The sequence below is a fragment of the Microcoleus sp. Pol1C5 genome (assembly GCF_036701115.1).
Lineage (GTDB): Bacteria > Cyanobacteriota > Cyanobacteriia > Cyanobacteriales > Microcoleaceae > Microcoleus.
This window is the reverse complement of record NZ_JAUBQE010000007.1, coordinates 55,942-68,806: the sequence shown is the minus strand read 5'-3', so window position 1 is coordinate 68,806 and position 12,865 is coordinate 55,942. Positions and strand designations below refer to the sequence as shown.

Genomic DNA, 12,865 nt, shown 5'->3' with positions numbered 1-12,865 from the left:
ATATTTTTGAAGCGGCCAGGTCGCGGCTGGGTAATCTTATTGTTTCGTTTATTCTAGCCTTTGCCAGGAATTATCCACCTCACCCGCCGCCTTCTTACCTGAATAAAAATCGGAGAACGTTTATAAAATTTAACACTCCCGTAGCTGGCCCGACAGGTCCTATTACAGCGTTCATGCGATCGACAAAATCGACGAGACCCCTGCGAGATACGATAATCATGTCGTTGTTGCGAAGTTGAGGATTGGTTTCTTCGTTAATTCCTTGAGTTAAATTGACTTCGATCGTCCGTTTAGTAGCTGTACCGTCGTTATTGAGGCGGACTAGCTCAACTTTATCCCTTCTAGCTCTGGTATTTTCGTAGCCAAAAAATCCTCTGGAAATTAAAGCTTGATTCAGCGTGGCATTAGCTGGGAGTCTCAAGGGATCGAGGGATGTTCTGAGTTCTCCTACTACAAAAACGTTAATGCCGACAGGGGCAAAGTTAGTGCTAGCGAGCACACCAGCTTCTGCAGGGTTGACGATCGTGGCTTTGGGCACGATGATCGTGTCTCCCTCCTGGAGGATGGTATCTTGGGCGCCGTCGCCGGACTCTAGGAACTGCCACAGGTTGACTGGGATAATTTGTTCGCCTCTTCTAGTGACGCGCCGCACTTGGATTTGCCGGATGTCGGCATCGGAGGTGATGCCGCCGGCTAACTGAATAGCCCGGATGACGGTGGGGAAACCTTCGCGGCTGAGGTCGTTTGTGGTGTTGCCCCCGATGACGACGTAAGCCCCTGGGCGGGTGACTTGGCCAACGATGGAGATCGATCGAGGTTTTTCTGGGGGTGGCGAAAAGTTGGCCGTCGCAAATTGACGAGCTTCTGCTTGGTTAAAGTTGGCGACTGTGGGAATCACGATTGTGTCTCTGTCTTGCAAAATGATGTCTTGAGAGATGTCTCCTTCTTGCAAGAATTTCCACAGGTTGACGTTGAGCACTTGATCGGGGCCGTCTCGTTGGGGACGGCGGACGCGGATGTTGCGGATGTCGGCGACACCCGTGACGCCTTCTGCGAGTCTGATCGCTTGGGTGACGGTGGGGTACTGGACACTCGGTGAGGCTCCCGGCCCGGGAGTTAGGGTAATAGTGAAGTTTCCGGGCCTGGTTACTTCTCCGATGACGCCGACGTTGAGGGGGCGGGCGGCGACGAGGCTGACTGTGACTATGGGGTCTTTGAGGACGCGGCGGTAGGCGTTGCGGATGATGTTGGTGGCTTCTACTAAGGTGCGGCCACGGATGGAGACCAAGCCGATCAGGGGCAGGTTGACTGAACCGTCGGAAAGGACTTCGTAGCCGCGGCTGAGTTCGGGTACTTCGAGTATTTCTACTTGGATGCGATCGCCGCCGCCGAGTTTATAGCTTTCCGGCGCTCTCCTAACCGGCGGAACCGTCTGGGCTTGCTCTGCGCCTAGGGGGATGGGAAGTTGTGCCGGGGTGCTTCTGGCGTCAGCGATAACAGTGGAAGCAAACAAGACAACACCCACAACCGACGGGGCTATCTGTCTTGGAAAATGGGTGTTAACCATACACCACCTAATTTTATTGACTATGATTTATATAAGTGTAGCCTTTTAAGTGCGGGGCAAAAAGCTCATTATTTTAAGCTATCGCCGAAAAAAGGATGCTATATTTTTGCTTTATCCCTAATTTCTGTGTTAGCGTGGTTGCGGGTTGACGGCTATATTTTATATCTATATAATTTGATATTGTTGGTGACAAAGGAAAGCAATTATGACTCAACCAGTGTCTATACCAAATATGGTGAAAGAGCTGATTTTAGGTACTTCTTCCTTAACATGGATGCTAATTGCTATAGTCGCGATAGTAACTCTACTATTATTTCAATTTGCTAGTTATAAAAAAGTAGGTTTGGCTTTAGAAAAAAGCTTTGCTGGTCTTTACATTTTTATCTCTCCATTTCTGACACAACCTCCTTTTAATTACTTGCATTTTGTTAACTTGAAAGATCCCGAAGGTGGTATCTTAAAACTCATACCTTATTTTTTTTACCCCTGGGTAGTATTAATTTTAACTTCAAGGGTTAAAGTTTTTAGTAGCAATTTTATAGAAATTTTTGCCAAAGTATTGAGGATGAATCCTTTTTTTTTACTTTATACATTACTTCCATTACTATCTACATTATGGTCTCTAGTTCCTGAAGAAACGCTAAGAGCAGGGCTAGCTTTTTCAGGATTTACTGCTTTCGGGTTTTACATTGCAGCCCAATATAAATGGGAGGATTTATCTCGTTTTTGGCGCTGGGGATACACGGCAATCTGTTTGGCAAGTTTTGTAATGAAACCCCCTGGAGCAGGCGATTTTGTCGGCTTAACCCAATCTAAAAATTCTTTTGGGGGAGTCTTAGCTCTCTGTACGGCATTTTGGTATTTGCACTATTCTCAAGGAGCTAAAACTCAGAAAGAGCGCTGGATTGCTTTGGGAATGATGTTCTTTTCATTTTACCTAGTAAGGGCTAATAAATCGGGATCTGCTCTAGTGATTACTATCATATTAATAATTGCAGTGTCCTCACTAAATTTTTTAAAAAAATTAACTTTTCAGTGGGCATTTACTGCGATTATATGTTTCCTGGTCGTCAGCATAATTATGACTGTTTTTGTAGTAGACAACCTAGAGGATATTATTGTAGGTGGGTTAGGCAAGGACTTGACTCTAACTGGGCGGACAGAATTCTGGCCGCAGTTAATGGCTGCGGTCAATCAGCGTCCCTGGTTTGGCTACGGATACGATGGATTTTTTCAACAAGATAAGTTAGGAGCGGGTACTCCTGCTTATTTTATTTATACTCCTAGTGGGTTTCAACCTGAAAACCCTCACAATGGAGGGATTGGGATATTGTTAGCCTTCGGTTGGCCGGGCTTAATTTTAATGATGACTTCCTTGCTGCTCAATTTAGCTTACGCAGTTCGGTATTTGAGTCGTAGCACGTTGGAAGGAGCAGGAATACCTATTTGTTTTCTAGTCTCTATTATTATGAGCAACATCACAGAAGGTTATATTATAGATATAGGAAATCCTTGGCTGAGTTACGTAATGTTGACAGTTCGACTTGCTATAGATAATGCTAACAATAGTTCTAACAGTAGCACCAGTAACCCTCAAAGGCGTTCTTTAGCTCGCACTGTCCATTGAAGTAAGCTTTATTGGGAGGATCGTGGGTCAAGTTGGGGAACTTCTCATATTTGTAAAAACACTTCTTCTGGCTCCTTCCTTCTTCCTCTTTCCTTCTGCCTCCTGCCTAAAAACTCCAATTTCTAGGTCGGCTGCAAAAATAAGATGTTCCCTCGAGTTGTGATATGTTGTTATAGGATCAACCAGTCTAATTTTGCGAGATTGCCGACCCTGCTAGAACCGCGTTTGTGTTTTGTAAAGATTTAAAATATTCTGATGCTAGATAAGTTAACTGCGGTCAGTCAAAGGCTCGGCCCTAATCTGCGCCAGGTACTCAGCAACATAGCTTGGCTGTTCACTGACCAAATCTTGCAGATGGGTCTAGGCCTGTTTGTAGGCCTTTGGGTGGCTCGCTATCTTGGTCCGACACAATTTGGATTGCTCAACTACGCGATCGCCTTTGTGTCGCTGTTTAGTTCGGTGGCAACGATGGGGTTGGGTACTCTGGTAGTGAGGAATATCGCTCGCGACCCAGAATGCAAAAATGAGACCCTGGGAACGGCCTTCGGACTGCAATTTACTGGTGGCTGCATCACTTTGTTGTTAACTGTCACCGTGATTGCGCTAGTCAAGCCCAACGACACTCTGACTCGGTGGCTGGTAGGTATCATCGCAGCAGGAACTATCTTTAATGCTTTTGAGGCTATCAATTTTTGGTTCCAGTCCCAAATCCAGTCAAAATATACAGTGTTTGCTAAAAATTCGGTATGTTTTTTAGTTGCTGCTGTCAGAATTGCGTTAGTAACAATTAAAGCCCCCCTGCTTGCCTTCGCCTGGGTTAGATTGACAGAGGTCGCATTGGTAGGAATCGCTTATGTATATTTTTATAAGCTTACGGGGAATAAAATTAAGGATTGGCACTTCAGTTGGGAAAAGTGTAAAGAACTGCTATCGGAGAGTTGGCCAATAATTTTGTCGGGATTTGCAGTTTACGTGTACTCAAAAACGGATCAGATAATGCTAGGTGCGATGAATAAAAATGCCGAACTGGGCTATTATGCTGCAGCTGTTAAAATTTCTGAAATCTGCGATTTTTTGCCGATGATCATATCCAGCTCTATTTTTCCCAAATTAGCGAATTTGAGAAAGACAAATTATGAAGAATATCTAAATAAATTTCAAATTTATTCTGATATAATGATATTTTTGTGGTTGGGAGTTGCCATACCGATATCATTACTTTCTCCCTGGATAGTGCATCTACTTTACGGTGACAAATATGCACAGTCAGCAGCGGTGCTTGGAATCTATGTTTGGGCGCAATTTGGCAGTAACTTTGGAGTAGCACGGAGCACATATTTAAACATAGAAGGTCAGTTGCGCTACGGTCTTTATTTGACTGTAGTCGGATCTACTTTAAATGTAGGGTTGAACTTTTTGCTGATTCCTAAGTATGGAGCTTTGGGAGCAACCACAGCTACTCTGATAACTTATTTTTACGTAATTATATTAGTCAATTTCTTGATTAAGGAATTGCGCCCATTCGCAAATTTCATCTGGCGCTCGCTTAACTTATACAAGGCAGCTTGTAGAATCAGAGGATTAGTAAAGTGATTCAAATTAAACCTAAAATCGAACAGCGCTCGAATTGCCCCTATTGCGAAACTGAACTCAATGCCAAAAAAATTTTGTGGCAAGGGATACATATTGTTCTGGACTGTAAGTGCGCGGGATGTGGTAGCGAAATACTCGACGAGTTAAGAGTAGGTCATGGAGTCAGAAACTCTGTCCAAGTTGATACAAACAAAGGTGAAGTTTTTGCAAAATTTGCTAGCATAAAAGAATGGCTAGGCAAACCATTACTCAATTCACTCCAAAATCCTAACTCAGAAAAACTGGAGATTGTAAAAGAGATTTTTAAACCCAGCAAGCGGGTAATTATCTTAAACTGTATCGATCATCTTTATGGTCATTCCCTGCTGAAGTTGCTAAATGCACAAAGGCACTTAGAATGCAACTCGGACTTCGGGTTAGTTGTGATAGTTCCTAAGTTTTTAAGGTGGATGGTTCCTGATGAAGTTGCAGAAGTCTGGACAGTACCTATTTCTTTAAAAAATGGTCAAACTTACTACCCCAGCTTCGCCGAGTTTGTAGAGGAAGAAACTAAACGCTTTAATGAAATTTATGTCAGCCAAGCCCATTCTCATCCTAGCCAGTTTGACATCACGCGGTTTACTAGAGTTCCCAAACACAAATTTGAGGATCCAGAAACAAGAATCACTTTTATTTGGCGGGAAGATCGTTTATTAGTTAACGGTTTGCTGTTCCGAATTCTGAAAAAGCTAAATCAACGAGAAAGGGCATTGCCATTGCAAAATTTAAAAATTCAGCAGTTATTTGAGAAAATTAGGTTGCAAGTACCAGAAGCAAAATTTGCAGTAGCTGGTTTGGGGACAAAAACTAAGTTTCCAGAATGGATTGAAGACTACAGAGTGGATAGTTTTAATGAAAAAGTTGAAAAGGAAATATGCCGTGTTTATTCACAAAGCCGCTTAGTAATTGGTCTTCACGGCTCTAATATGTTGCTACCTTCGGCTCATGCTGGTATGACAATTGATTTGATAGATGAGCGTTGGGGGAACTTTGCCCAAGATATTTTATACCAAGAACGTGACCCGAGAATGGCTAGTTTTCGCTATAGATTTTTGCCCTATCAGACTAGCAATGATACACTGGCATACATAGCGGCTGTGATGCTCCAGAAGTGGTTTAATTTTAAATCGCAGATGACTGCTGAGCTTGTTAATTCCGATGTTGAAGACTACTAGAAAAAGTAGAGTCGCATAAATGTTCAATTACCAAATCCAAACACCCGTCGCTTTTATCATCTTCAAACGTCCAGATACAACCGCTAAAGTATTTGAGGCAATTCGTCAGGCAAAACCTCCCAAATTGCTAGTAATTGCTGACGGCCCACGTCCAGATAGGCCTGGAGAAGAGCAAGAATGTGCTGCTGCTAGAGCTATTATTGACCAAGTAGATTGGGACTGCGAAGTTTTGAAGAATTACGCAGACGTAAATCTCGGTTGTCGCCTGCGGGTTTCTAGCGGTATGAATTGGGTGTTCGATCAAGTGGAAGAGGCAATTATTCTTGAGGATGACTGTCTCCCTCATCCTACTTTTTTCCGCTTCGCTGAAGAATTGCTGGAGCGTTACCGAGACGATCAGCGGATTCTGTCAATATCGGGTCAAAATGTTCAGTTTGGGCGAAAAAGAACTGATTATAGTTACTACTTTTCTCGCTATAATCACTGCTGGAGCTGGGCGAGTTGGAGGCGAGCTTGGCAGCATTATGATTTAGATATGAAGTTGTGGCCGGAAATTCGGGATGGTAATTTTTTGATGGATGTACTAGGAGACTCCCATGCTGTAAAAGTTTGGACAAATACTTTTCAGCTTTGTTATGAAAAAAAATTACAGAGTTGGGCTTTTCAGTGGACATTTGCTAGTTTTATTCAAAATGGTATGAATATTCTTGCAAATGTCAATTTAGCTTCTAATATCGGACATGGTGTAGGGGGAACTAATACGGAGGATGTCAACAGTCCTTATAGTAATATGCCTGTAGAAGCTATAACATTTCCCATGAAACACCCAGCCTTTGCCATTCGGGATGTGCAAGCAGATAATTTTACTGAAAACACTTTATATGATTACGATCCGCCCTTGCTAAGGAAGGTGCAAAAAAAAGTCAATAAACTTTTGAAAAAATCAGGCCAAGTCACCTAGAAATTTAGAGGAGAGGCAGGGGAAATGAAGGTTGTACTTCTCAATAGTTCTGATAGTGAAGGGGGGGCTGCCCGCGCCGCTTATCGACTGCACCAAGGTTTCCAGGGGATTGGTGTGTCTTCCCAAATGCTGGTAAAAAATAAGAGTAGTGCCGATCGCAATGTAATTTCGTCACAGAATAGTATTGCGAATAAGTTTGACAAGATTTTTTCAACTTTATCTAACGCACCATTGCGGCTCTACCCTAAGAGAAACCCCGTTATATTTTCTACAGAAATGCTGCCCGATGCTCTATCGAATCGACTGGATCTACTCGCTCCTGATATTATTAATTTACACTGGGTTTGTGGGGGCTATTTACAAGTAGAAAGTATTCCCAAGTTTAAGCAGCCCTTAGTTTGGACGCTGCATGATATGTGGCCTTTTACAGGTGGCTGTCACTATAGTGAAGATTGCAATCGCTACACTCAATCTTGTGGTAGTTGTCCGCAACTTCAGAGTAAGAAAGATTCGGATCTGTCGCGGTGGGTGTGGCAGCGGAAAGCTAAAGCTTGGGATAAGCTTAACCTAACTTTGGTTAGTCCTAGTATTTGGTTAGCGAAATGCGCTCATTCTAGTTCTCTATTCAAAGATTTTCGAGTTGAAATAATTCCTAATGGCATCAATCCTCAAAAGTACAAACCCATAAATCGTCACTGGGCGCGAGAAATCCTGAATTTGCCTCAAGATAAACAAATTGTACTCTTTGGAGGTGCAGGTGGAACTGGCGATCGCTGGAAAGGATTTAACTTGCTCGTACCCGCTTTACAAAGCCTCAGTAAATCAGGCTGGAAAGATAGGATAGAGTTGTTGGTTTTTGGCTCTTCTGAACCAGAAAATCCCATTGAACTTGGTTTTAAAACTCACTATTTGGGGAGACTCGCAGATGATATTTCCCTAGCCACTGTTTATGCAGCAGCCGATATTTTTGTCGCCCCTTCCGTGATAGATAACTTGCCAAATACAGTCATGGAAGCCCTTGCTTGCGGCATCCCCAGCGCCGCATTTAATATTGGGGGACTGCCCGATATGATCGAACACTGCTCAAATGGCTATTTAGCTAAACCTTATGAAACAGAAGACTTAGCGCGAGGAATTGCTTGGGTTTTAGAAGATCCCAATCGGCATCAAAAACTTTGTATTCGCGCCCGCCAGAAAGTGGAACAAGAATTCACCTTGGAGATACAAGCAAATCGCTATTTGTCTGTTTTTAAGGAGGTTCTGTCAACTCCCAAGTCAAGATAAAAATCTGATTTTATTTGGTAAATTTTACCTTGCATATAGCTATAAGCCGCACAACTGGGAACAATGAACCGTACTAAAATCGCCGCCCTTTTAACGTGCTTCAACCGCAAAGAGAAAACATTAGCTTGCTTAGATGCTCTTTTTAAGCAGGCACTTCCAGCGGATGTTGATATTTTAGCCTATTTAGTCGATGATGCCAGTACCGACGGCACCAGCGAGGCAGTTCGTCAAATCTATCCTCAAGTCAATATTTTTTCCGGCGACGGAAACCTATTTTGGAACGGGGGAATGCGTGGGGCTTTCAGCGAAGCCATGAAAGACGATCCCGACTATTACCTATGGTTAAATGATGACACTCTTATTTATCCAGAAACCGTAAGTATCTTGCTAAAAACTACTCAAAAATTATCAGAAAAAGGAGAAACAAAAGCAATCGTTGGTGGCTCTACCTGCGACCCAGAAACGGGTAAAACAACATACGGCGGTGTTGTGCGAAATAACCCTTTGCACCCCTTCCGATATGGCGTCCTAGAACCAACAAAAGAGCCTCAGAGCTGCGATACTATGCACGGCAACTGCGTATTAATTCCCCGCAATGTTGTGCAAATGGTCGGCAACCTCGATCCGGCTTTTGTCCATTATATTGGCGATTGGGATTATGGTTTACGAGCCAGACAGAAAGGATGTACAGTTTGGATTGCTCCTGGCTATTTAGGTTCTTGTTCCCTCAACCCCCAGGTGACCAAAACGGCTGCTGATAATTTAAGCGAAGGATTGGATAAAATGAGCCAACCGAAAGGTTTATCGTTCAAAGATACTACCCTGCAACCGGCTCAAGAGTGGAAAGTATTTACTCAGCGACATGGTGGGTGGTTGTGGCCAATTTATTGGCTGCTACCTTATCGCAGGTTAGTTTGGCTTTCAGTGTTGAGTAAACTGGGATTGGCTAAAAACAAAACTCAAGGTGAATAGGATGGTTGATAGAAATGAAATCCGCATTGCTTGGCTTGTCCCGGAAGTGGAACTGGGAGCTTACTGGCAGCCTGTTTTGATGGAATTTACGAAAATTTTTAAGCATACTGTATTTTATACGGGTCGTGTTTGGCCGGGGTTCGATCCGAGCCTGCCGGGCGCATCGGCAATTCAGTTGGTAGGGGAGACTAAATTTGTCGAGACGGAAAAAATAGAAACAGGATACGATCGCGGATTCATTGTAGTATCGCCTCGTATTATCGGATATTTGCTAAAATTTAGACCTCATGTGGTCTTTCCCCAAGCTTTCTCTTTGTGGACTGTAATTGTTGCGTTTTTAAAACCGCTACTAAGGTGGAAAATTGCCATTATTTACGATGGTAGTTCCCCAAATACAGACTTTCGAGATTCCAGTTTTAGGACATTTGTGCGCCGCATCCTTGTCCGGTTTGCCGATGCTTTTGTTGCCAATAGCAATGCGGGTAAAAAATATCTGATGGAAGTTCTCAACGTACCGGAGGATAAAATTTTTACCAGAACCTATCTCGTACCTGATGCGCGAGCTTTGCTGAAACGATTGGATCAAACTCAGCCACCGAACGTGCAGTTAAAACGCCCGATTTTTCTGTATGTAGGGCGGATCACGGCGAGAAAGGGAATTAAAACGCTTTTAGAAGCTTGCGCTCTTCTTAAAAATCAAGGTTATGTTGATTATTCGCTGTTGATTGTTGGCAAGGGAGATCAGCGGGAAGAACTAGAAGCTTTTATTAAAGAGCGCGGTTTTGAAGAGCAAGTAACGTGGGCTGGATGGGTGGAATACGGAAATTTGGGTGCTTATTTTCAGCAAGCTGATATTTTTGTGTTTCCTACTTTTGAGGATGTCTGGGGTATGGTTGTACCGGAAGCGATGGTGTTCGGAAAACCAGTGTTGTGTTCAAATGGTGCAGCTTCCTATGAGTTAATTATGTCAGGTGATAACGGTTATATTTTCGATCCTAGCAGTGCTAAAGAGTTAGCGGATAAAATGCAAACTTTTCTAGATAATCCTGATTTGATTGAGTCGATGGGAGAGCGTTCACGACAGATAATTTCTCAAAAAACGCCAGAAACAGCAGCTAAAGCTTACGTCGAAGTTACATCTTTCTTGATGGACAATAGGTGAAAGAAGTTCGGCAACGGATTTTTTAAATGATTTAACGGAGGGATGGAAGAGGGAAGAGGGAAAAATTACCAATTACCAATTACCAATTACCACTTAGCCATGAAAGTTTTATTATCTGCGTTTGCTTGCGAACCGAATCTCGGCTCCGAAGAGGGAGTAGGATGGAATACTGTTATCCAATCTGCTAAACATCACGAAAGTTGGGTATTTACTCGCACGTTTTGTCGATCGTACATTGAAGCAGAACTAGAGCGCAACCCAGTGCCAAACCTGCACTTTGTTTATTTTGATCCGTTTGGGTGGAGCGAAGATTGGAAGGGGAAACAAGGATTGCTGCAACTTCACTACTATCTGTGGCAAATCTGGGCTTATTTTATCGCTCGGAAGCTCGATCGCGAAATTGGTTTTGACATAGTACATCACGTAACTTATGTCAAACATTGGTCTCCAAGTTTCCTGGCGCTGTTGCCACATCCTTTTATTTGGGGGCCTGTGGGAGGTGCAGAAAAAGCACCAAAGCCTTTTTGGCAAGATTTTAGCCGCCGGGGCAAAATTTACGAAACGCTGCGAGCATTGGCTCAAAGCGTAGGAGAACGCGATCCGTTTGTGGGGCTGACGGCGCGTCGCAGTGCTGTGGCGCTGGCAACTACGGAAGAAACCGCTGCCAGACTGCGATTTCTCAAAGCAAAAAACGTGAAGATTTTCTCGCAAGTCGGTTTATCGAAGCAGGAAATTCAAGAACTAGAGAAATTTCCTACCCCGCCGGAGCAACCAATTAGATTCATCAGTGTCGGTCGTCTCTTACACTGGAAAGGGGTGCACTTAGGACTCCGTGCATTTGCGGAGGCGAATCTGGAACAATCGGAATACTGGATTGTCGGAGACGGTCCGGAAAGGCAGCGCTTGGAAACTTTGGTAAGAGAATTGGGACTGGCAAATAAAGTATTTTTTTGGGGAACTTTATCTCGCACTGAAACTCTTTCTAAAATGGGGGAGTCTCACGTTCTCCTCCATCCGAGTTTGCATGACTCTGGAGGTTTTGTGTGTACGGAAATGATGGGTGTTGGCCGTCCGACGATTTGTTTGGATTTGGGCGGACCTGCTACTCAAGTGACGGAGCAAACGGGAATTAAAGTGGCTGCTACTGATCCCGATCGCACTGTGCAGGGTCTAGCAGAAGCTATAGTGTGTTTAGCCAAAGATCGTGAATTGCGATCGCGCTTGGGTCGATCGGGTCAAACCCGCGTCAGGGAAATCTATGATTGGGATGTTAAAGGTCTATTCTTCGCCCAATTGTGCGAAGATGTATTCGATGGAAAATCAGGATAACTTCTGATTTGTTCGATCGCGCAAAACAAAGAAAACTATATTTTTTCAGGCGGTGAAACGTGGGCGTTGCAATCATTACTGGCTCGGCGGGTTTAATTGGCTCTGAGGCGTGTAAGTTCTTTGCCAAACAAGGCTTAGATATAGTTGGAATCGACAATAATATGCGCCAGTTCTTTTTTGGTGCTGATGGTTCTACAAACTGGAATCGCCAACTTCTCGAAAAGTCTTTGGGTACCAAGTATTATCACTTAGATGTGGACATTCGCGACTATGAAGCGATTACCAATATCTTTCAGCGGTACGGCGAGTCAATCGAATTAGTAATTCACACAGCAGCCCAGCCCAGCCATGATTGGGCTTCCCGTGCTCCGAAAATAGACTTTACCGTCAATGCCAACGGCACTCTCAATCTTCTAGAAGTAACTCGTCTGTACTGTCCCAAAGCTGTTTTTATTTTCACTTCTACAAACAAAGTATATGGCGATACGCCTAACAGTTTGCCTTTAATTGAATTAGAACACAGGTGGGAAATTGAACCCGGGCATACTTACGAAGGCGGCATTCGGGAAGATATGTCAATAGATCAGTGCTTGCACAGTTTGTTTGGTGCTTCTAAGGTAGCTGCTGACGTTTTAGTTCAAGAATACGGTCGATATTTTAATATGAACACCGCTTGTTTTCGCGGCGGCTGTTTGACTGGTCCAAATCACTCAGGAGCTCAATTGCACGGTTTCCTCGCCTACTTGATGAAGTGTGCTGTCACGGGAACTCCTTACACTGTGTTTGGCTACAAAGGCAAGCAAGTCCGCGATAACATTCACAGCGCGGATTTAATTTCGGCATTTTATGAATTTTATAAAGCTCCCAGAAGTGCCCAAGTTTATAATACAGGAGGAGGCAGGTACAGCAATTGTTCGATGTTAGAAGCTATCCAAATGTGCGAGGCAATTGCGGAACGCAAGTTTAATTGGACTTATGCTGAAGGGAATCGAATTGGCGATCACATTTGGTGGATTAGCGATAATTCAAAATTTTCCAGTCACTATCCCAACTGGAAAATGAAATATGACGTTAAACAAATCTTACAGGAGATTTATGAATGTAACCGCGAGCGTTGGCTGAAAGAGGATTCCAATGATTGAGCGGGGCAAACAGA

Annotated in this window: 10 protein-coding genes; 9 read left to right on the top strand and 1 reads right to left on the bottom strand. The window is 43.6% G+C overall.

What is annotated here, in order from left to right; genetic code table 11:
* Positions 1-94: 94 nt before the first annotated feature.
* Entirely contained in the window at positions 95-1,567 is a 1,473-nt protein-coding gene (locus QUA23_RS05930) for a polysaccharide biosynthesis/export family protein (RefSeq protein WP_333074315.1), read from the bottom strand.
* A gap of 205 nt (positions 1,568-1,772) precedes the next feature.
* Between QUA23_RS05930 and QUA23_RS05925 the strand changes: the two genes are divergently transcribed.
* The 9 genes from QUA23_RS05925 to QUA23_RS05885 all read left to right on the top strand — a co-directional run bounded on the left by QUA23_RS05925 (position 1,773) and on the right by QUA23_RS05885 (position 12,851).
* Positions 1,773-3,194, top strand: a complete 1,422-nt coding sequence (locus QUA23_RS05925; protein WP_333074313.1) for an O-antigen ligase family protein — start codon at positions 1,773-1,775, stop codon at positions 3,192-3,194.
* Positions 3,195-3,449: 255 nt separating this feature from the next.
* Complete coding sequence (locus tag QUA23_RS05920) at positions 3,450-4,787, top strand: flippase (RefSeq protein WP_333074310.1); 1,338 nt, start codon at positions 3,450-3,452, stop codon at positions 4,785-4,787.
* 449 nt (positions 4,788-5,236) lie between these two features.
* Entirely contained in the window at positions 5,237-6,001 is a 765-nt protein-coding gene (locus QUA23_RS05915) for a hypothetical protein (protein WP_333074308.1), read from the top strand.
* Between the two features lie 19 nt (positions 6,002-6,020).
* Positions 6,021-6,962 (top strand): glycosyltransferase family 2 protein, encoded by a 942-nt coding sequence (locus tag QUA23_RS05910; RefSeq protein ID WP_333074305.1) that lies wholly within the window; start codon positions 6,021-6,023, stop codon positions 6,960-6,962.
* Between the two features lie 24 nt (positions 6,963-6,986).
* On the top strand, positions 6,987-8,246 hold the full coding sequence (locus QUA23_RS05905; protein WP_333074302.1) for a glycosyltransferase family 4 protein: 1,260 nt from the start codon (positions 6,987-6,989) through the stop codon (positions 8,244-8,246).
* A gap of 63 nt (positions 8,247-8,309) precedes the next feature.
* Positions 8,310-9,218 (top strand): glycosyltransferase family 2 protein, encoded by a 909-nt coding sequence (locus QUA23_RS05900; RefSeq protein WP_333074301.1) that lies wholly within the window; start codon positions 8,310-8,312, stop codon positions 9,216-9,218.
* Position 9,219: 1 nt separating this feature from the next.
* Entirely contained in the window at positions 9,220-10,380 is a 1,161-nt protein-coding gene (locus QUA23_RS05895; RefSeq protein WP_333074300.1) for a glycosyltransferase family 4 protein, read from the top strand.
* Between the two features lie 99 nt (positions 10,381-10,479).
* Positions 10,480-11,709 carry a glycosyltransferase gene (locus tag QUA23_RS05890; protein WP_333074298.1) on the top strand — a complete coding sequence of 410 codons (1,230 nt, stop codon included), beginning with the start codon at positions 10,480-10,482 and terminating at the stop codon, positions 11,707-11,709.
* 59 nt (positions 11,710-11,768) lie between these two features.
* Complete coding sequence (locus QUA23_RS05885; RefSeq protein WP_333074297.1) at positions 11,769-12,851, top strand: NAD-dependent epimerase/dehydratase family protein; 1,083 nt, start codon at positions 11,769-11,771, stop codon at positions 12,849-12,851.
* Positions 12,852-12,865 lie beyond the last annotated feature (14 nt).